This is a genomic window from Pseudomonas sp. IPO3747 (genome assembly GCF_013385245.1).
GTDB lineage: Bacteria > Pseudomonadota > Gammaproteobacteria > Pseudomonadales > Pseudomonadaceae > Aquipseudomonas > Aquipseudomonas edaphica.
In genome coordinates this window covers 75,213-95,293 of record NZ_JACAQL010000010.1, presented here as the reverse complement: position 1 = coordinate 95,293, position 20,081 = coordinate 75,213, and the positions used below count along the sequence as shown (strand labels likewise).

Sequence of the window (20,081 nt, the reverse complement as noted above, 5' to 3'; positions counted from 1 at the left end):
AATGTGGGAGCTGGCTTGCCTGCGATAGCGGTTTCACGGATGGTGCATTTACTGATTTGAAATCCCCTTAATGGTGCAAAAAATCATAGTAATTTATATATAAAGCACCATTTAAATTCACAAAGGCGACATTTTGCGCTTTTCAGGTGCAACATGAATTGCTAAGGTCCGGCTCAATCTCATTTAAAAACAATCAATTTGCCGAGACTTTTCCATGATCGAATCTGTCGAATCCTTCCTTTCGCGCCTCAAGAAACGCGACCCCGACCAGCCGGAGTTCCACCAGGCCGTAGAAGAAGTCCTGCGCAGCCTGTGGCCGTTTCTTGAAGCCAACCCCCACTACCTGACCTCGGGCATTTTGGAGCGCATCTGCGAGCCGGAACGCGCGATCACCTTCCGAGTGTCGTGGGTGGATGATCACGGCAAGGTGCAGGTCAATCGCGGGTTTCGCATCCAGATGAACAGCGCCATCGGCCCCTATAAAGGCGGCCTGCGTTTTCACCCGTCGGTGAACCTGGGCGTGCTGAAATTCCTCGCCTTCGAACAGACCTTCAAAAACTCCCTGACCTCGCTGCCCATGGGCGGCGGCAAAGGCGGCGCGGACTTCGACCCCAAGGGCAAGAGCGACGCCGAAGTGATGCGCTTCTGCCAGGCGTTCATGAGCGAGTTGTACCGCCACATCGGCGCAGATGTGGATGTGCCGGCTGGCGATATCGGCGTGGGTGCGCGTGAAATCGGCTTCCTGTTTGGCCAGTACAAACGCCTGAGCAACCAGTTCACCTCAGTGCTGACCGGCAAAGGCATGGCCTACGGTGGCAGCCTGATCCGCCCTGAAGCCACCGGCTTTGGTTGCGTGTACTTCGCTGAAGAAATGCTCAAGCGCAACGGCCAGCGGGTTGAGGGCAAGCGCGTGGCCGTCTCCGGTTCCGGCAACGTCGCGCAATACGCAGCGCGCAAAGTCATGGACCTGGGCGGCAAGGTGGTTTCCCTCTCCGACTCCGAAGGCACCTTGTACGCTGAAAGCGGTTTGACCGAGGAGCAATGGTCGGCGCTGCTGGAGCTGAAAAACGTGCAGCGCGGCCGCATCAGCGAACTGGCCGGGCGTTTCGGCCTGGAGTTCCGCCAAGGCAAAACGCCTTGGGAGTTGGCCTGCGACATCGCGCTGCCCTGCGCGACCCAGAACGAACTCGACGCCGACGCCGCCCGCACGCTGCTGCGCAATGGCTGTATCTGCGTGGCCGAAGGCGCCAACATGCCGACCACCTTGGAGGCTGTGGATATCTTTATCGAGGCGGGCATTCTGTTCGCACCGGGCAAAGCCTCCAACGCCGGTGGCGTGGCCGTGAGTGGCCTGGAAATGTCGCAGAACGCCATGCGCCTGCTGTGGACCGCGGGCGAAGTCGACAGCAAATTGCACAACATCATGCAGTCGATCCACCATGCCTGCGTGCATTACGGCGAAGAAAACGGCCGGGTCAACTACGTGAAGGGCGCGAACATCGCGGGCTTTGTGAAAGTCGCTGATGCGATGCTGGCCCAAGGCATCGTCTAGGCCTCGGGTTCGACCCGCAGCACTTCGATCAACTGATCGCCGACGGGGCGCTTCCACAGTACTTCGTCGCCGACCTGGGCGCCCAGCAATGCGCGGCCCAGCGGTGAGCCCCAGTTGATCAGATGGGCGTGGGCGTCGGCCTGGTCTTCGCCGACCAGTTGAATGCGCTGCTGCTCGTCCTGCTCGTTGGCAAAGGTGACCCAGCTGCCGATTTGCACCTTGTCGGTAGACGTCGCTGGTGGCATCACCTGGGCGCTTTGCACACGCTGGTTGAAGTAGCGCAAATCGCGCTCAAGGTCCGCCAGCCGCTGCTTATTGTCCCGGGCGGATTCGAGGCTGTATTCCTGCTGCAACTGCGCAACCTTGGCCTGCAACTGCGCTAACCCTTGCGCGGTGAGACGATTGGGCTGTTCACTCACCAGGCGCTCCACCGGCTGGTCGGCCTGGGCGGCGGCGTTGTCCTCATTTACAAAAGCTCGGCTCATGGAGTTCTCCCTCTATGGAGTTTGGGCCATGATCGCCGCGTGATCGTTCCCACGCTCTGCGTGGGCATGCAGCCCTGGACGCTCTGCGTCCGCTTTTCAGAAAAACCACCTACTACTGGCGATAGACGCGGGCAGCGTCGCGATCCTTCTCCTGTTGCCAGGCGCGTTCACGGTCATCCCAGTGGTTGTCCTTGTAGTCGCGCAACTCCTCGTTCTCGCGCATGGCCTTGCACTGGCGAAAGCCATCTTCCCAGCCTTCGGCGTATTGACGGTCTTTGAGATAGCGCGGCACATTCTTGCGAAACTCCCCACTGATGACCCCAGCGGCCTGGCGACCACTGCTGCAACCGTCGTCAAAGCCATCGGCAAAGGCCGGAGGATAACCCTTGGCGATCAAATCCTGATGGGTGGACTGGCAACCCGACAACCACACTAGCGCACACAGCATTACCGCAGACCGCCACATGGCGTACTCCCTGGCCGCTTTACGGCTGATAGGGGAAGTCTAGTCAGGGATTTGTCGGGGAGGCGTGAAAGGGCGGTGAGAAAAGTGTTGAGTTAAAGGGCCAGGCCACGCTCTGCGCGGGAACGATCTAAAGACAGGCGCTGTCCTGTGGCGAGGGAGCTTGCTCCCGCTGGGGCGCGGAGCGGCCCCAAAAGATCGGGTCTGCTGCGCAGCCCAACGCAGGGCAAGCCTGCTCGCCACAAAGGGGGTTATGTCGTCTGGTCGGTCGTCAATGCGGCATGTTCAGCCAGCTCTTGCTGAATAAACGCCGCAATCATTGCGCGATACACCTGCTCAGTGACCTCAGGGTTGGCGCCCACCGCCTCGGATAAACCCCGCACTTTGGCGATCACCTGTTCAACCCGTTGTGGCGCCTTGACGCCATCGGCGTCTTTCTTAAAGCGCGCAGCCTGGGAAACGTAGTGGCCGCGCTCGGCCAGCAGGGTGACGATTTGTTGGTCGAGGCGGTCGATGTTTTCGCGGACTTGTTCAAGGGAGGTGCAGTTAACAGCCATGTTGATGGAACTCCTGATTGCGATGTGTCGGGATATGCACGGACCAAATGTGGGAGCGGGCTTGCTCGCGAAAGCGGTGGGTCAGTCAATGCATCATTACCTGGACGACCGCCATCGCGGGCAAGCCCGGCTCCCACCTTTGAACTGTGAACGGCGCAGAGCTCAAGTCAGGCGCAAAAAAGTGTGGGAGCTGGCTTGCCTGTGATGGCGGTATGTCAGCCAAAAATCAACAACTGACACTCCGCCATTGATCGTTCCCACGCTCTGCGTGGGAGCGATCCGGGGTGGTTAGTAGTGATACCACTTCACTTCAAGCATCACTTCATTCACTGGCGTCGACAAATGGCTGTACTCACGCTGGGCACTCAACCGCAGGCCCAGGTTGCGCGACAACTCCCACTGCTGGTTCAGGCTGATACTGCGCCGCACTTCGCCATTGGTGAAGAAATCACCCTTGGCCTCAAGGCTCAGATTCCCCAGCGGGTTTTTCCACAGCACGCCGGTGTTGAACCCGGCAGCCGGTGAGATGGCTTCGCTGAAGTCGTTGTTATGTTCCACACGCACGGTGCCGAGGGCAAAACCCAGCATGTCGTCGGTGAGTTGCCAGGTACCGCCGGCGCCGCCGTTGACGTGGGCGACGAGGGTTTCGTCGTCGTGCTTGCCCGGCACGCGCTCCAGGCCGCCGGTCACTTGCCATGACCACGGCTGCAACAGCGCATTACGCGGGGTCAGGGAGCGGATGGTGGCCAGGTCCAGCTGTTGCAGTTGCCAGTGGTTGCCTTCGTATTGGCGCAGTTTCATCTGCAAAATTTCAATCTGCGCGCCCAGCGGGAAGCCTTCGGCGTTGTCGTTGAGGTCGTGGTAGGCCATGCGCAGGCCGTATTCGCCGAAGGTTTTGCTGCCGCGGGTGCCGATGCCGGCTTGCCAGGTGCGCGACTCGTGGCCGTCTTCGGGCAGGCCGGGGCGTTCGATTTTAAGGTCGGGCGCCGGGTTCTGGTTGATCGCGCGCAGCAGTTCGAAGCTGCGTTGCGAGCGTTCGGTGTCGCGCTCCAGGCCATTGGCGCGGTAGCGGCCGAGGCGATAGGCGGCGTCGATAATCAGTGCCTGACGCTCGCGGGGCAGGGCCTTGAAGGCCGGTTCCTGCAACTGCTTCTGGTCGTCGCTGATTTTCAGCACCCATTGCTGCTCGTCGCCATCCAACGGTTTGGCGCGTTCGAGCAGTTCACGTTCGCGGGACGGGCGATAGTCGATTTTCTCCACCAAACCCGCTTCTTTTACCGCTTTGACGGTGTCGGTGGGGATCGCCGTGAGCGGGAATTGCTCGGTCAGGCGCAGGCTCGGGCGCGCCACTTGCAGCAGCTCCAGCAGGCGATAGGAGCAGTTTTCATCAAAGAAGAAGTAGTCGAACTGGATCTGCTTGAGCTCCCACACGTGCTCGACCATGCGCTTGGTCTCGACTTCGGTGAGGTTCAGGCGGTATTCCCACAGGTCGCGGTTCTCGAGGCTGCGGTACTCCGAGAGTTTTTCCTGGTACGGCACCAGCGCGAACAGGCCGGGGTAGCCGCCCATCAGGCCTTTCCAGGCGTAGAGGATGCTGTTGTCGGAGCCTTCGATATAGGCGCCGAAGTTGATCGCGTAGCTCAGCAGCGCGGTGTTGTTGCTCTGCACGTCAGCCTGGTCGATACGCAGCAGGGTGTGGCCGAACATCGACGACGGGCTGTTGAGGTAGGCCGCCGGGAAGATCATCACCGCGCTGTGGGGCGCGACGTCTTTGAACCATTGGGTGAATTCTTTGCACTCCAGCGCGGGCAAGTCGGTGAGGTTCAACTGACTCTTGAGCCAGCGGGTACGTGCGGGGTAAACGCATTGGGCGTGCTTTTCGCCGAGGCTGGCCGGGGCGTACAGCGCCTCCACGGTGGCCTGCAGTTCCTGGTCCGGGTGGTGGGCGCCATCGGGGGCGAGGAAGAACTTTTTGTCGCTGACATAGCTGCGCCAGCCCTTGAGCTTGCCGGCTTCGTAATGGCCCAAAGACAGCCAGAACGGATCGTTGGCCAGTTGCTGCAAACGTTGATCATCAATATGCGGCGCCGCGTACAGCGGGGCGCAGGCGAAGAGTGCCAGCCAGGCAAAGCGTTTGAGCATAAGGGCAACTTAAGTCGGAAGTAGTGAGACCCAAAGGGGAGGCGGGCCCAAAAATAGAACCAAAAATAAAACCAGAAATAAAACCCGCGCCTCGAAAGGCGCGGGCCAGTCGAGCTTAAGCCTGGGTGGCGTATTTGGCCAGGCGGGTATCGCTTTTCAGTACAGCCAGGGTGTTGTTGTGCACGTCGTCGGCGGTCACGTCAGCTTTGCTGAAGATCTGCTGGAAGTGCTCGTGGGTCACGGCCGCGAAGTGCTCGCGATCTTCCGGTGCAACGCCCAGTACCACCGCGTAAGTGGTCAGCGCTTCGCCGTTGCCTTTGGCCATGTCTTCGGACAGCTCGTTCATCATGCCATTCATGGCAATCCAGGACTTGCCGCCGTAGGTCAGGGCGCTGTTGGTGCTGCAACCGTTGGTGCCCGAGGTCATGCCGAAGGTGGCGTTACCCGAGGTGCCGTTGGTGGTGGAAGCAAGGAAGTGAGCGGGAGTACCGCGCTGGCCTTCGAACAGCATGTTGCCCCAACCGCAGTTCGGGCCACCTGGCGATTCAGCCATTGCATTGAGGGAGACAACGGTGAAGAGAGTACCAAGAAGGATCCGTTTCATAGCTTTGTTCTCTTTGTGTGCAAACCAATGGACAAGGGTTCAGGCGCGTCGCAGCGCCCTAGGGGCCAGTTATTAGTCCAACCCGCGCAGTTTGGAGTTTAGGCACGTTCCTAGGGTTCCGTTATTTTTTATAAAACAATCCGTGTGGTTGTCGAGCGTGGCAGCGATTTTTTTGTAAGACGCATGCCCTGTCTATGCTTTCCCACAGCCTCGCCTTGCCAGAGCGCGTCAGCGAGAGCCAGAATGCCGTCATCTGCCCCGCCTGATGTAAGGAAGCCCGATGCCTGATCCTGTTGCTGCCAGCTTGCGTCTAGCGCCCGAAGCGCTGACTCGCCCTTTCTCCGCTGAACAGTTCAGCTTCTCGACCACCAATGATTTGGAGCCCTTTCGCGGTGTGCTTGGCCAGGAACGCGCAGTAGAAGCGTTGCAGTTCGGTGTGGCGATGCCACGCCCCGGTTACAACGTGTTTGTCATGGGCGAGCCCGGTACCGGCCGCTTTTCGTTCGTCAAACGCTACCTGAAAGCCGAAGGCAAACGCCTGCAGACCCCGGCGGACTGGGTCTACGTCAACAATTTTGACGAGCCGCGCGAACCGCGTGCCCTGGAATTGCCGGGCGGCGCTGCGGCGGCGTTCATCGCCGATATCAACGGCTTGGTCGACAACCTTGTCGCCACGTTCCCGGCCGTGTTCGAACACCCGACCTATCAACAGCGCAAAAGCGCCATCGACCGCGCCTTCAACCAGCGTTACGACAAGGCGTTGGACGTGATCGAGCGCCTGGCGCTGGAAAAAGACGTGGCGCTGTACCGCGACAGCTCCAACATCGCCTTCACGCCGATGCTCGACGGCAAGGCGCTGGACGAAGCCGAGTTCTCGCAACTGCCGGAAGTCGATCGCGAGCGCTTCCACACGGATATTTCCGAGCTGGAAGAGCGCCTCAACGAAGAACTGGCCAGCCTGCCGCAGTGGAAGCGTGAGTCCAATAACCAACTGCGCCAATTCAACGAAGAAACCATCACCCTGGCCCTGCAACCTTTGCTGGCGCCTCTGTCGGAAAAATACGCAGAGAACGCAGGCGTTTGCGGTTACCTGCAAGCCATGCAGGTCTACCTGCTGAAAACCGTGGTTGAGCAATTGGTCGACGACGCCAAGACCGACGCCCAGGCGCGCAAGCTGCTCGAGGAGCAATATTGCCCAAGCCTGGTGGTGGGCCATTCGGTCAATGGCGGCGCGCCGGTGGTGTTTGAGCCGCACCCTACCTACGACAACCTGTTCGGCCGTATCGAATACAGCACCGACCAAGGCGCGCTCTACACCACCTATCGCCAGTTGCGTCCGGGCGCGTTGCACCGTGCCAATGGCGGTTTCCTGATCCTGGAAGCCGAGAAAATGCTCAGCGAGCCGTTTGTGTGGGACGCGCTCAAGCGCTCCTTGCAGTCGCGCAAGCTGAAGATGGAATCGCCGCTGGGCGAGCTGGGCCGCTTGGCCACCGTGACCCTCAACCCGCAGATGATCCCGTTGCAGGTCAAGGTCATCATCATCGGCTCGCGCCAGCTGTACTACGCGTTGCAGGACGCCGACCCGGACTTCCAGGAGATGTTCCGCGTGCTGGTGGACTTCGACGAAGACATCCCGATGGTCGACGAAAGCCTGGAACAGTTCGCCCAGTTGCTCAAAACCCGCACCTCGGAAGAAGGCATGGCGCCGTTGACCTCGGACGCGGTGGCGCGGTTGGCCACTTACAGCGCTCGGTTGGCGGAACACCAAGGGCGTCTGTCGGCGCGCATTGGCGACTTGTTCCAACTGGTCAGCGAGGCGGACTTTATCCGCCACCTGGCGGGCGACGAGATGACTGATGCCGGCCATATCGAACGGGCGCTCAAGGCCAAGGCCACGCGCACCGGGCGTGTATCGGCGCGGATTCTCGACGACATGCTCGCCGGGGTCATCCTGATCGACACCGCCGGTGCGGCGGTCGGCAAGTGCAACGGGCTGACCGTGCTGGAAGTCGGTGATTCGGCGTTCGGCGTGCCGGCGCGGATTTCCGCCACGGTGTACCCGGGCGGCAGCGGCATTGTCGACATCGAGCGCGAAGTTAACCTCGGCCAGCCGATCCACTCCAAGGGCGTGATGATCCTCACCGGTTACCTGGGCAGTCGTTATGCCCAGGAATTCCCGCTGGCGATCTCGGCCAGTATCGCGTTGGAGCAGTCCTACGGTTACGTGGACGGTGACAGTGCGTCGTTGGGCGAGGCGTGTACCTTGATTTCGGCCTTGTCGAAAACGCCGCTCAAGCAGTGTTTTGCCATCACCGGCTCAATCAACCAGTTTGGTGAAGTGCAGGCGGTGGGTGGGGTCAACGAGAAGATCGAAGGCTTCTTCCGCCTCTGCGAAGCCCGCGGCTTGACTGGCGAGCAGGGCGCAATCATCCCGCAGGCCAACGTGGCCACGCTGATGCTCGACGAGAAGGTGCTGCAAGCCGTGCGCGACGGGCAGTTCCATATCTATGCCGTGCGTCAGGCCGACGAGGCGCTGAGCCTGTTGGTGGGCGAGCCTGCCGGTGAGCCGGACGAAGAAGGGCAATTCCCCGAAGGCACAGTGAATGCGCGCGTGGTTGAGCGGTTGCGTGCTATCGCCGAGATGATCAGTGAGGATGATTTGAAGGAGGCGGAGAAGGAGCTGGCGCAGCAGGCGTTGGCGCAAACCCAGCCAACCTGATCTGCAGTTCGGAACGCGGTAAATGTGGGAGCTGGCTTGCCTGCGATAGCGGTGGGTTAGCCAGCAGAAGTGTCGGCTATGAGTCAGTCATCGCAGGCAAGCCAGCTCCCACATTGGATCGGTGGTGTTTCGTCACAAAATTGACTCCCATTTCAGGGACCAACGCCCGTTGGTCCCTACAACCTTGGTTTGTACTGGTTTTCTTCTATTCTGACTTTTAGGGATATCCACAGGAGTCGCAGGACAGAGACAGCCTCCCCGCGTGATTGAGGCTGAACACCGATCTACCGAGGGTCGCCGCCATGTCGCGCAACCTTTGCCTTACCCGCCAATGCCTGGGCCTGGTCACCCGTATCGAATGCTCCATTCGCCCGCTCGCGGGGGATAACGGCATGTGGACCTTATTGTTTGCTGCCGGCATGACCGGCGAGCAGCCGTCCACCATCAAGTCCCAAGGCCCGTTCCATGGGCCATTCGTGGCGGAAACCATTCTGGAGTCGATTGTGCAAAGCCTGACCCTGCACGGCTATGCGCTGGCCGATGACCCGCAGATCTGGTGCCTGCACCTGCAGGCCCATCTGCGACAACTCAACGGCGGGCGCTCGCACCCGGTCAGCGATACTCACCACTGATCGTTCCCACGCTCCGCGTGGTAATGCCGCCCCGGACGCTCCGCGTCCCGCAGCCAGCGCAGGTTCAAGCCGTGGGCAGGTGACGCGGAGCGTCACGGGATGCATTCCCACGCGGAGCGTGGGAACGATCGATAGCCTGACGTTGCATGGCTATGCGCTGCTGATGACCTGCAGATCTGCGACAACTCAACGGCGGGCGAGGGCGATTGGCGCTGTGATGATCGTTCCCACGCTCCGCGTGGGAATGCCGCCCCGGACGCTCCGCGTCCCGCAGCCAGCGCAGGTTCAAGCCGTGGGCAGGTGACGAGGAGCGTCACAGGATGCATTCCCACGCGGAGCGTGGGGACGATCGGCGGGGTTACTTGCTCTCGGGCTTATCCAGCTTGACCTCAAAACCGTATTGCACGGTGTTCAGTTCGGTGCGCTGGTAGCTTTCCAGGCTGGTGGGCTGGCCGTAGAAGTAATGCACATCAAACAGCGCCGTGCCGTATTCCTCGGCGCGGTGGCTCACGCCGAGGATTTCCTTGAGGTACTTGCCCGTGGCGTCCTTGGCGTAGAAGCGCCAGCTGTCGGCGGGGAATTCCTTTTGGTCGACGATCAGCGCGTTGTCCTTGAGCGACAGGCCTTTAGGCAGCTTGGCCACGTCTATCGTGTTTTTTTCGATGGTGGCCAAAAACAGCGGCACCGAGCCCACCACAAAGGCCGGGTTTTCCGGGAACAGGTTGAGGTCATAGGTGAGTGTGCCGCTGCCGGCGTTCAGCTCGAAGGCCTCGGTGGGCAGTTCAATCGGCTCGCCGCGCTCGCCTTTGTCGTCCGCCGTGAAGAAGGTGATGGGCGCGTCGCTGTTGTTGCGATCAGCACCGACCAGGTCGTCATTGAACGTGAACGGGTGGTCAAACACGATCTTTGCCGCGCTGGCGTCTTCGGTCGACTGGGTGATGGTCACGCTTTTTTTCAGCTGGTCCTCGGTCATGGCGGCGTCTTTAAGCCAACTGGCGGCGCTGTCGTCGTACACGGTGACCGGCATCGGCAGCGCTTGCACGCTGCTTTGCAGGCTGTTCTTGTCGAAGCGCTGCACCGGCAGGTCCAGGTCTTTGCGGGTGAGGGTGGCTTTGGAGAAGTCCAGTACATCGACCTGCAGGGTGTCGATCAGGCCATTGAAATACACCTTGGCGTAGTGGCTGCTCTGTTTGTGCTCGAAGGCTTTTTGTTCGTCGGTGAGTTGTTTTTCAAAGGCATCCGACCAGGCCTTCTGCTTTTGCATCTCGGCCAGTTGTTTCTCGTAGAACGCCACTTGCGCGGCATTTTCGTTGATTGAACCCGAGCGGGTCAGGTACTGCCCGGTGCTGTCGCGGGCCTGCACCAGCAATGGGTTGGGCGATTCATCGCCGACTTCCGGCGCCAGCGGTTCGCTGTTGGTCAGTTCAATCTCGGCGTAGTTTTTTTCAAGCAACAGCAGGTTGAGGGTGATATTGCCTTCGGTGCGCTTGTGGCCTACGTCTTTTTTCGACAGGTCGAAGGTCAGCACCTTGCCCGGCGCGACCACTTCAACCGAGCCTTTGAGGCTGACGGGCTGCGGCTGGCTCTTGTTGTCGGTCTCGACGCCTTCGATAAACGGGTAGGTCACGGTCAAGTCATCGGGGTTGGTCAGGTTGGAGCTGCTGGGGCTCAACTGGATACCCGGGTCGGTTTCCGACCATTCCGGCTGGAAGGGGATGACTTTATTGTTGCTCAAGGTCACCGACTGCCATTCCAGGCCGTGGGGGAAGGGGAACTGGTCGGGGCTGTTGAAGCTGAACGGGAATACCGGCTGCAAATCGGTCAGGTAGTCGGAGTGCGAGGCTTTGCGCAGCACGAACAGGCCGTTGATGTAGGTGTCGACCAAGGCTTGGGGCGTGGGGTAGTGCGTGAGCAGGGCCAGGGTATCTTCACCGTATTCGGCTTCGATGGGCTTGTTGGCGAGCTTGACGCGCGCCCGTTCCAGCAACAGCAGGGAGCCGCCGAGGTCGGCGATGGCATCTCTGAGTTTGGGGTCTTGAATGCTGTCCAGCGATTGTTCGAACTTTGCGGTTTTCTCTTCGAGGGTGGCCTGCTTCTGCTCTTCTTTCGGGGAGCAGCCACCAGCCATCAGCAACACCGCACACAGGCCAAGGGTGGCCAAAGGGGATCGCACATCCGTCATCTGAATCTTCCTGTCCGACATCATCGAGCCGAGTGAGAGGACTCGACACTAGCAGAAAAATTCTCTTACAGATGCCGTACAGATCAGTTTTCTCGTGGTTCCAGCTGTTTGGAGGCGGCTGGTATACTCGCGGCCATTTTTAGCCTGGCTGTGTGAGATCTGATGGAACGCTTTATCGAAAATACGATGTACGCCTCGCGCTGGCTGCTGGCGCCTATTTACCTGGGGCTTTCCCTGGGTCTGCTGATCCTGGCGCTGAAGTTTTTCCAGGAAATCATCCACGTCCTGCCCAACATCTTCACCATGTTGGAATCGGAAGTGATCCTGTTGCTGCTGTCGTTGATCGACATGGCGCTGGTCGGCGGTTTGCTGGTGATGGTGATGATTTCCGGCTACGAGAACTTCGTCTCGCAGCTGGATATCGATGAGAACAAAGAGAAGCTCAACTGGCTGGGCACCATGGACTCTTCGTCGCTGAAGATGAAAGTGGCGGCTTCCATCGTGGCGATTTCGTCCATCCACCTGCTGCGCATCTTCATGGACGCCAAGAACGTCGATCCGCAGCATTTGATGTGGTACGTGATCATCCACATGACCTTCGTGGTCTCGGCGTTTGCCATGGGTTACCTGGACAAGCTCACCAAGCACTGATGCCCCGCGTTAGCCTTACTGCGTCACAAAGTAGTAAGGCTGGCGGCCGATCTTCATTTCCTTGATCACGTTGACCTTCTCGCTCAACTGTTCGGTGCGGTCCAGCAACGCAATGTTGCCGGGCTTGGCGGTGAGGAAGCTGCGCAACTCGGCTTCGGTCTGCAGGATCGGCAAGTACGCCTGCAGATAGAACACGCTGGCCCCGGCGATACGCTCGTTAGGCTGGAACAGCACCACGTCCTTGCCTTCGGTTTGAAAGGCTTTGGCCTGGCTGATCACCGGCACGAACGACTCGCGTTTGTCGGCCTTTGGCGCGAACCAGAACGCGGCGCTCATATAGCTGAGGATGGCCAGGGTAAAAGCACCGACGATCACACGCCGGTGGTAGCGGTAAATCGCCGGTTTGTGGGCTTTAAGCCATTCCAGCAACACCCCGGCATATTCCGCGGCCAGCACGGCGGCGGCTGGCGTGAGGGCCATCAAATAAACCGTGCGTTTACTCGACGCCAGGGTCAGCAGGGTGAACTGCGCCACCAGCCACACGCTGAAAAACAGGCGGTAGCGGTTGCGCACCAGGCTTTTGCGAAAGTGCCACAGGCCCAGGTACACCAGGATATTCCACGGCAAAAAGGCTTCGGGCAGCTTGGCGATGTAGTAGTAGATCGGTTCGTAATGCCCGGCCTCGACGAAGGAGCCGCTGAAGCGTCCTACGCTGTTGGTCCACAGCACTTCAGCCACCGCCTGTATACCGCCGCGCTGGAACAGGAAGCCCAGCCAGATCAACAGCGGCACCAGCGCCAGCAGCGTGAACAACGCCGGCTTGAGCCAGTCGCCGATGCGCAGGCGTTTATCCATCAGGCTGGTGCTGAGCAAATACACAAAAATCACAATGCCCGGCATCGCCAGGCCCAGCACGCCTTTGCTCAACGTGGCGATGACCATGCCGACGGTAAACATCGCCCAGGCCCAACCACTTGAGCCTTCGCGATCAGTCCGCACGGCCTGGTAGAACCCCAGCAGCGCTGTGGTCACGCCGAGGCTGAGCAATGAGTCCTCACCCACGCCGCGCACATTGCCCCAGTAACTGGCCATGGTCGCCAGGATCAGCGCGGCGCAGAACGCCAGGGTTTGCGGCCGCCCGAACTTGCGCAGCATCGCGTAAAACAGCATCACACTGAACAACCCGGCGAACGCCGACGCCAGGCGCACCGCCCAACTGGTGCCGCCAAACAGGCGAATGGCGCCAGCATCCAGCCACAGGCTCAGGGGTGGTTTTTCCAGGAAGGGTTCACGGAACAGGCGCGGGATCACCCAGTCATTGTCCAGGTGCATGGCCATGGCGATCCCGGCGACGCGGGCTTCGGTGGAGCCTTGCAGCTCATGGCTGCCAAGGGCGAAGAAGAACAACACAGCAACGAGAAGGAGCAGCAGAGGAACGGGACGCGTCATGGTTCTGGCTACCGAAGCAGGGGACCGCTCGGGGGAGCGGCCATGTTAATCGGTCAGTATATGTATCCGTTTCTTAACATTTCGTGAACGAGTGTGGGGTTTTTGTAAGGCTCGCTCAGCCCCGTATTCAAGGCAGTTTCAAGCTGGGCAGCGCCGCTTTGCCTGGCTCGGTGAGTACCGGTTCCAATTGCGCCCAGGTGAAGCTCAAGTCATTGTCGCAGCCGTCGCCCGTGGCGCGTGTGGAGAGTTGCAAGCCTTGGGTGTTGAAGCTCAGGTCGAAGCTGTCGTAACTGGTGATTGCCGGGCAGCCCTCGTCGGTGGTGGTTTGTTTGGCCAGCCAGGCGCTGAAGGTGGCAGGCAACTTCACGTGCCCGGAGTAGACGTCATACCCTTGTTGTTGGCCACCGAGCCAGGTCCACGGGTCAACACGTTCGCCGGTTTGCAGGTTCCAGGAGTGCAGCCCCCAACTGATGCCCCGCGCGCCAGTGCCCGCCGCCCAGCGATAAAACTTTACCGTGATGAATTGCGACGACCAATACACAGGCTCGACGTCGATTTCGCTGGTGTAGCCCGAGCCGTTTCGCCCGAGGTACTCACGACGCTCCTGGAAATAGTCCGCCTGCGCCTCATCGCTGACGGCCAGGGCGGCGAGTTGCTGGTTGATCTTCTGAATCGCCGGGCTGTCGCCTTCGAGCTTGATCGTGACCTGTGCGCCTTGGGCCTTGAGCAAATAAGCGTGGTTTTCGAAGCCTTTTTTCTCGGTCTTCACCGGCAGCGGCGCGGCTTCCATGGGCGCGTTGTAGGCGTCGCTGCCGCAGCCGTCGGTGCTGATGCGTTTCAAGGCCAGTGGCAGCGATTTGGCGTCCTTGGTTTTGCTCCAGGCGCCCGCGAGCGTATCGCCCTGAGGTTTGTCCAGCTTCCACAGCCCGGTATTGCCGGCTTCCACCCACGGTGCGTTGTCGTTGGCCTGGGTCAGTTGGATCGGTGTGAGAATGCGCTGATAGTAGTAGCTGCCCTGTTCGCCGTCGGCGCCGTTGAAACAGGCGGTGATGGCGGATTTACCCAGCGAGCCCTGCCACACGCCCGCGAGGTCGGCGGCGTTGGCGAGGAAAGGCGTGAAGGCGAGGGCGATGACGGCGAGGGGCTTGAGCACGGGTATCTGACTTCCGGTTGTCTGATAAAGGTCGTCAGGGTAATGGGAAAGAGGTGTCTACGAAACCTGGGGCGATTCAAACACCTTCTTTTTAGATAAGGTAACTCTCGGTTTTTATATCCTTAGTCATTAAGAATATTGGTGCCTGGCAGGTTGGCAGGGTACTAATCGCTACTTTGCCCCTTGGCAGTTCGGGCGTTCTACTGCTGCCTAACCAAGGCCTGTCACCCATGGAAAGTCCGAGCATCGAATACACCGACAAACAGCGCTGGTTTGCCTTAACCAAGATCAATACCCTCTCGGCACTCTCGCAGATCGTGCAGATCGGCACCGTTACGCCGCTGCTTTCGCTGTCGCTGGAACAGCAAGGCGTGGAGCCGGCCAAGATCGGCGTGATCGTCAGCGCCTCGTGGCTGGCGATTCTGCTGCTGTACAAATGGGTGCCGCGTTTGCTCGCCCACCTGGGGCTGGTCAAGACCAACATCCTCAGTGCGCTGCTCACCGTTGGCGCACTGATCGGCATGACCTTGACCCACCACCTGGTGCTGATTTTTGCGCTGAATTTTGTCCTCGGTATCGGCCTGATCCTGCGCTGGATCGCCTGCGATACCTGGATCGTCGCCGTCGCTTCCAAAGACGAACGCGGCCGCGCGATTGGCGTACACGAAACCCTCATGGGCCTGGGCATCGCCGTCGGCCCGCTGCTGCTGGTGGCCTTCGGCGTCGGCAGCGCCGCGCCTTACTACGCCTGCGCCGTCATCGTCCTGCTCTCCGGCCTACTGGCACTCACTCTCAAGCCCTACGACACCCAACCACAAACCCCGGCAGAAAAACGCCACGGCAAATTATTCAGCGTCATCCCCACCGCACTCTGCGGCGCGTTTATCGCCGGCTTCGCCGAAACCTCATCCGTATCATTCCTGGCCAGCTACAGCCTTTCGGCCGGCTACCTGCTCACCGCCGCGACCCTGCTGATCTCAGTCTTCGGCATCGGCGGCACCCTGCTGCAACTGCCCATCGGCTGGATGGCCGACCGCAGCTCCTACAAAATCGGCCAACTGGTCTGCGGATTGATCCTGCTGCTAGGCACCCTCGCCATCCCATTCAGCCAGCCGCTTCCCTGGGCGACGCTCATCGTATTCCTCTGGGGCGGCGCGATTGGCGGCATGAACACCCTGGCCGTGATCGAAGCGGGAGATAGGGTGGGGGAGCATCAGGTGTCTACGGCGATGACGGCGATTGCGATGTTTTATACGTTGGGGAGTGTGTTGGGGCCGATTGCTACGGGGGCGATGGTTTCTTATGTGAGTGGGGATGGGTTGATGATTGCGGTGGGGGTGGTGGGGGTGGTTTTTGTGGGGATGTTGGTGGTGCGTAGAGATCCGGCGCGGGGGTGATTGGGGGCGAATTTCAGGTACAAAAAAAGACGTCCGTGGACGTCTTTTTTGTTGAAGGGCCTTCGGCGTAAATGCCGTTGAGCTGTAGGTATGGTGGTTTACTAAAATTGGATGTTTCATTTGGCGAAAATTCTCGCCACAAAGAAGGGGTGAAATCAAGCAGTGTTCATTCTGCTGGGGGCGCTCCAAGAATAGACGGATCGACTCGGAACCTCTTTTTTGACGCTCTCGTCGAGTGGAGTTCAGCAGGTCTATTGCTGAAGCAGAGGGGCGTCAATTGACCCGATGAGTGAATGATTTCGCTATGTGAAGGTTTTTTTTGCTTTCCTTAATAAGTAAGGTTGTTTTTTATTTATGCCTTTAAAATATATATAAACTTGTCAAAAATAGTTGAATATTTAATTCATCTGCGCGCGTTCAGCATCTAATCTATAAACTCAATTACGGAGGGGAATTTATGTTGATCTTTATGAAGTCGATGATTATCGGACTGTGCATAGCAGCCCCCGTCGGCCCAATAGGCCTTTTATGTATACAGCGCAGCCTTATGCGAGGCTGGAGGTCAGGTTTTGCAACAGGGTTAGGGGCAGCAACCGCCGACGCAATGTATGGCTTTATAGGCGCGTTAGGGATCACCGCGATTATCACAACACTGATTATGTTCAAACCCTGGCTGTGCATTTTCGGCGGGCTTTTTCTGGCGTACATCGGCTACCAGACGATAAAGTCAAAGGAGCCTGCAACCGCCTTGTCGGGCGAACGGGCCGGCATGATGAAAGCCTATTCGACGACATTGCTTTTGACCTTATCGAACCCGATGACCATCTTGTCGTTCATCGCCATATTCGCGTCAATGAGCGATGGCATGGTCGGCGACCAAGGCCAGCCTTCAGTGTGGCCAATGGTGGCCGGTATATTTCTAGGTTCCGCGGTTTGGTGGCTTGGATTAAGCGGTTTTTCCTCCGCATTCAAAACCAGAATATCCAAGTCAAAACTCAAATTGATTAACTACTTTTCCGGATCGACCATCACCGTCCTTGGTGCGTATCAAGTGGTCACCGGTGTCATGCTTGCCGCTGCTGCATGAGGGCCACAGGGTGCGTGCAGCGGCCCCTATTAAAGCGCTAGTGGCTGCATTTTTAACTCGATATAGGCTTTCAAACGTCCTATCGCGAGATAGATGTCTGATACGGTTGCACTGCTAAAAGTAAGCGTCTGCCCAACACATCTTGCTCAATGTTCAGCGTTTGTCTGGGAGAAGGAAATCTACCTCGTAGATACCCCGTGCCGCACGGATGGTCACAGGGGGTGTGACTGGCCTTATGTCACTCAACTCCCATGCGAGCCAGCCGTCCTCAAAATAGCTTGCACAGGCCGCTTGCATATCAGCGAGGATGAAGGGACGCACGGCTTTCACGCGCACAATTGCCACGGCAATACCGTTATCGTCTTCGTCCCCATCGTTATGGAGAAATCGCTCGTTTTCCACAATCAGGAGATCCTCGGAAGGATCTAAGTCTGGAAGCCAACGACGGACTTCGAGGATTTTCTCGCCAGAAGCGATTCGGCCGCCACTGGGCCGTACAATTGATAAAGCCTTTATGGTTTTCTCCTAAAAATTAGACGCTTGGAAAATAGTCGCTTCGACAGGACTCCACTTATGCGGCAGAAGCTCGGTAATCTTCACTCTGTTGGGCAGCGTTTCAAAAGTGAAGCAGTTCGTCGTTTGTTTTTTGTAGAGTTTTCATGGGCTGAAAATAGGCTAGCACTTACTACTTTTTTGATGGATTATTTTTTAATGGAAATTGTATGAGCTTCATTAAAATTTTCACCTTTTTTCACGGAAGACCTTCATGGATCGTATAGACATCAAAATCTTGAGCGTGGTGCAAGATTTGGGGCGCATTTCCATTACCGAATTGTCAAAGCACGCGGGCCTTTCCATTCCTGCCACAACTGACCGTCTGCGAAAGCTCGAGGATGGGGGAATCATTTCTGGCTATTGTGCTCAGGTTGATCCTGCGAAGCTGGGGTTTGGCATATCAGCCGTTGTCGGCATGACGACCTTCAAACCATCAAAATCCAAGTTGATCGCGACGCTCAACGACATCCCAGAGGTCGTTGAATGCCTGCACGTTACGGGTAATGACTCTTACCTTATTAGAATCTATGCCAAGTCGATGGCAGACATTGAGAACGTTATCGCGAAGATTAATAATTATGGCGAAACGCGCACCAGCATCGTTTTATCGGTACCAATCGAGAGAAGGAAACTGGTCCTCGTCGACAGATAGAAGCTGGTTACAAAGGGGGGACCCTCCTGCATGCCAAGATGAGTGCCAGGCCAGTGCCGCCAGATCCTTAGTCGGGTGCGATGTTTATGTGGTGGCAGGAGAATGACTGGCCGTCAGCCATGTGCAGTCCATACCTCGAGCTCTGCCCAGCGGGTCAACGGCCGCCGATAGCCTGCTTGTTTTGAACCAAGGTGCGCCGAGGATTGAAGGTTCTTAAGGCCGAGTTGCTGCGTAGCAAATCGGCCTTTTGATTTTTACTACTGCGGGGAAGGTGATGTGGCGGTTGTGGGGTGCAGTACGGACAGCACCCGCTCGATCAATAACTCACCTAGCACGATTAATTGTTGGCTGCCCAAAAGCTTTTGACGGTTTTCGCCTTCGAGTTCGAAGGCTAGGTCAGTGGTGATAGCGTTCAGCGAGGCCAGGGTTTCGCTGGCTTGAATCAAGAGGGTTTCTGGGTCGATGTCTTGAGCGACCGTGAAAAGGTTCGCTGGGGGATTTGGGGTGATTTTTTTCATGATGAAGCTCCCACACTGTTTAAGGAGCTGCCGCCCCCTGCTGTCAAACAGGATTGGGTGGCAGCTGTACGCGGGTTGACAGGCCGGAAGTGTAGGAACCCGGCGCACCCGAAGATGCCCCACGCACAGCCGCCATGAACGAGACGGGATGCGTGAAGCATGCCGTTAAATCATGGGGTGTGAAAGGTTACACTTTTCGGCCTGTCAAAGCCGGTCGCTGATGAGCAGCGACGGGGGAACGTTAGCGTTGTGGTGGGTGCTGCGCCAGTTCACCAACGGCGCGACATCTTGAAGGAAAAATCCGAAGGCCCGCCGGCTGGGCTTTCCAGCCTCCAGAAACAACAAAACCCGCACTAGGCGGGTTTTGTCGATGCTTCGAATTGGTGGAGCCGGGGGGATTTGAACCCCCGTCCGCCAGTACTCCGCTGTCGGTACTACATGCGTAGCCGTTTCTATTAAGTTAACCCTCAGCGACCCGAAGGGCAGGGTGCTTTGGGCGAGTTGTGTAAGTTTTAGCCGCTTCGTCCACAACGTACTGCACGGCGATTCTGTTCTATATGACAATCACTTTGGGTTTACAGACATCCCCTGGTGATTGCTGGACCCGAAGGTACCAGAAGCTCAGGGCTAAGGCTGCTTACGCAGCGAGAGCGAATTCCTGGCCGTAGTTTTCGTCATTGGCAACTATAAGAAGTTGCAACAGTGGATTTACGAGTTCTGTTACCAACTCGGCATGCACCTAAAGTTTCGCGACCGGCGTCGAATCCTAAACGGCCCCGTGCTTGTAACTCGTTGTTTCTTAGTGAGTGACAAGCCTGTGCAGTGTACGCCAAACCGTCACGGAAGGCCAACCCGAAGGTTGGCCCTCAGCGAGTGAACCGCTTATTGGCCGCCTTTGTCGCCGTTCTGCAGATCTTGCAGGGCCTTGGAGGTGATCTCGATGCATTTTTTGTCATCGCCAGCGGCGTGCGCGGCTTTGGCCTGGGACACGGCGGTGTCAATTTCGCCCTTTTTGCCACTGGTGTCGGTGGCGAGCAGGGCTTGGCCGTTGTTGATTTTGTCCAGGTTGATTTTGCACAGGTCCGGCTCGCCGGCAGCAAAAACAGGCGAGGCCAACATTGCGGCGGTGATGAACACGCCAGCAAGAGCAGTACGCTTCATGGGGTATCTCCTTGAGCAAATAAGGCTCGATGCTGCGCCGAGGCGGGGCAGCCAGCGAGGTCACGGATGAGCCTCGTTCGCCGAGGCCTATTCAAGTGACTGCGCCGGCACGCAGGGGTTCT

General features: G+C 58.3%; 19 protein-coding genes and 1 other RNA gene. 8 read left to right on the top strand and 12 right to left on the bottom strand.

The genetic code is table 11. The features are described 5' to 3' along the window. Positions 1-214 precede the first annotated feature (214 nt). On the top strand, positions 215-1,552 hold the full coding sequence (gdhA, locus tag HX790_RS16295; protein WP_176991794.1) for an NADP-specific glutamate dehydrogenase: 1,338 nt from the start codon (positions 215-217) through the stop codon (positions 1,550-1,552). Here the strand turns inward: gdhA and HX790_RS16290 are convergent. The 5 genes from HX790_RS16290 to HX790_RS16270 all read right to left on the bottom strand — a co-directional run bounded on the left by HX790_RS16290 (position 1,549) and on the right by HX790_RS16270 (position 5,803). Continuing rightward, on the bottom strand, positions 1,549-2,037 hold the full coding sequence (locus tag HX790_RS16290) for a GreA/GreB family elongation factor (RefSeq protein ID WP_017139298.1): 489 nt from the start codon (positions 2,035-2,037) through the stop codon (positions 1,549-1,551). The two genes, gdhA and HX790_RS16290, sit on opposite strands and share 4 nt — an antisense overlap. A 112-nt stretch (positions 2,038-2,149) precedes the next feature. After that, complete coding sequence (locus tag HX790_RS16285; protein ID WP_099547623.1) at positions 2,150-2,503, bottom strand: hypothetical protein; 354 nt, start codon at positions 2,501-2,503, stop codon at positions 2,150-2,152. Between the two features lie 248 nt (positions 2,504-2,751). After that, entirely contained in the window at positions 2,752-3,057 is a 306-nt protein-coding gene (locus HX790_RS16280; RefSeq protein WP_017139296.1) for a chorismate mutase, read from the bottom strand. Between the two features lie 288 nt (positions 3,058-3,345). Continuing rightward, on the bottom strand, positions 3,346-5,199 hold the full coding sequence (locus tag HX790_RS16275) for a DUF4105 domain-containing protein (RefSeq protein ID WP_065911148.1): 1,854 nt from the start codon (positions 5,197-5,199) through the stop codon (positions 3,346-3,348). Positions 5,200-5,314: 115 nt separating this feature from the next. Next, a complete protein-coding gene (locus HX790_RS16270) occupies positions 5,315-5,803 on the bottom strand; it encodes a DUF3015 domain-containing protein (protein ID WP_017139294.1) in 489 nt (162 codons plus the stop codon). A 280-nt stretch (positions 5,804-6,083) separates the two neighbouring features. On the opposite strand from HX790_RS16270, the gene HX790_RS16265 reads away from it, so the two are divergent. Together HX790_RS16265 and HX790_RS16260 are read left to right on the top strand one after the other, a co-directional pair. Continuing rightward, on the top strand, positions 6,084-8,522 hold the full coding sequence (locus HX790_RS16265; protein WP_056858239.1) for a Lon protease family protein: 2,439 nt from the start codon (positions 6,084-6,086) through the stop codon (positions 8,520-8,522). 302 nt (positions 8,523-8,824) lie between these two features. Continuing rightward, entirely contained in the window at positions 8,825-9,154 is a 330-nt protein-coding gene (locus HX790_RS16260; protein ID WP_099547625.1) for a hypothetical protein, read from the top strand. Between the two features lie 358 nt (positions 9,155-9,512). On the opposite strand, the gene HX790_RS16255 is transcribed toward HX790_RS16260, so the two are convergent. After that, positions 9,513-11,336 (bottom strand): hypothetical protein, encoded by a 1,824-nt coding sequence (locus HX790_RS16255; RefSeq protein WP_017139292.1) that lies wholly within the window; start codon positions 11,334-11,336, stop codon positions 9,513-9,515. Between the two features lie 162 nt (positions 11,337-11,498). On the opposite strand from HX790_RS16255, the gene HX790_RS16250 reads away from it, so the two are divergent. Then, positions 11,499-11,987, top strand: coding sequence for a TIGR00645 family protein (locus tag HX790_RS16250; RefSeq protein ID WP_017139291.1), 489 nt, complete (start codon positions 11,499-11,501; stop codon positions 11,985-11,987). 15 nt (positions 11,988-12,002) lie between these two features. Here HX790_RS16250 and HX790_RS16245 read toward each other — a convergent pair whose 3' ends face one another. Together HX790_RS16245 and HX790_RS16240 are read right to left on the bottom strand one after the other, a co-directional pair. Further along, positions 12,003-13,436 (bottom strand): glycosyltransferase family 39 protein, encoded by a 1,434-nt coding sequence (locus HX790_RS16245; RefSeq protein WP_176991793.1) that lies wholly within the window; start codon positions 13,434-13,436, stop codon positions 12,003-12,005. A 127-nt stretch (positions 13,437-13,563) separates the two neighbouring features. Further along, positions 13,564-14,589 (bottom strand): hypothetical protein, encoded by a 1,026-nt coding sequence (locus tag HX790_RS16240; protein ID WP_176991792.1) that lies wholly within the window; start codon positions 14,587-14,589, stop codon positions 13,564-13,566. A gap of 230 nt (positions 14,590-14,819) precedes the next feature. On the opposite strand from HX790_RS16240, the gene HX790_RS16235 reads away from it, so the two are divergent. Both HX790_RS16235 and HX790_RS16230 read left to right on the top strand, forming a co-directional pair. Beyond that, a complete protein-coding gene (locus HX790_RS16235; RefSeq protein ID WP_176991791.1) occupies positions 14,820-15,986 on the top strand; it encodes an MFS transporter in 1,167 nt (388 codons plus the stop codon). Positions 15,987-16,443: 457 nt separating this feature from the next. Beyond that, positions 16,444-17,073: a LysE/ArgO family amino acid transporter gene (locus tag HX790_RS16230; protein ID WP_176991790.1), complete on the top strand. Its 630-nt coding sequence runs from the start codon at positions 16,444-16,446 to the stop codon at positions 17,071-17,073. A 153-nt stretch (positions 17,074-17,226) separates the two neighbouring features. Here the strand turns inward: HX790_RS16230 and HX790_RS16225 are convergent, their stop codons facing one another. After that, positions 17,227-17,574: an ASCH domain-containing protein gene (locus HX790_RS16225; RefSeq protein ID WP_371318503.1), complete on the bottom strand. Its 348-nt coding sequence runs from the start codon at positions 17,572-17,574 to the stop codon at positions 17,227-17,229. Between the two features lie 72 nt (positions 17,575-17,646). Here HX790_RS16225 and HX790_RS16220 point away from each other — a divergent pair, with 72 nt between their 5' ends. Next, positions 17,647-17,799 carry a hypothetical protein gene (locus HX790_RS16220; RefSeq protein ID WP_176991789.1) on the top strand — a complete coding sequence of 51 codons (153 nt, stop codon included), beginning with the start codon at positions 17,647-17,649 and terminating at the stop codon, positions 17,797-17,799. A 40-nt stretch (positions 17,800-17,839) separates the two neighbouring features. Further along, entirely contained in the window at positions 17,840-18,280 is a 441-nt protein-coding gene (locus HX790_RS16215; RefSeq protein WP_176991788.1) for an Lrp/AsnC family transcriptional regulator, read from the top strand. Positions 18,281-18,537: 257 nt separating this feature from the next. On the opposite strand, the gene HX790_RS16210 is transcribed toward HX790_RS16215, so the two are convergent. The 3 genes from HX790_RS16210 to HX790_RS16200 all read right to left on the bottom strand — a co-directional run bounded on the left by HX790_RS16210 (position 18,538) and on the right by HX790_RS16200 (position 19,959). Next, complete coding sequence (locus HX790_RS16210; RefSeq protein ID WP_017139284.1) at positions 18,538-18,798, bottom strand: DUF6124 family protein; 261 nt, start codon at positions 18,796-18,798, stop codon at positions 18,538-18,540. A 381-nt stretch (positions 18,799-19,179) separates the two neighbouring features. Next, positions 19,180-19,576, bottom strand: a transfer-messenger RNA (tmRNA) gene (gene ssrA / locus HX790_RS16205). 104 nt (positions 19,577-19,680) lie between these two features. Continuing rightward, positions 19,681-19,959, bottom strand: coding sequence for a hypothetical protein (locus tag HX790_RS16200; RefSeq protein WP_017139272.1), 279 nt, complete (start codon positions 19,957-19,959; stop codon positions 19,681-19,683). Between the last annotated feature and the right edge of the window lie 122 nt (positions 19,960-20,081).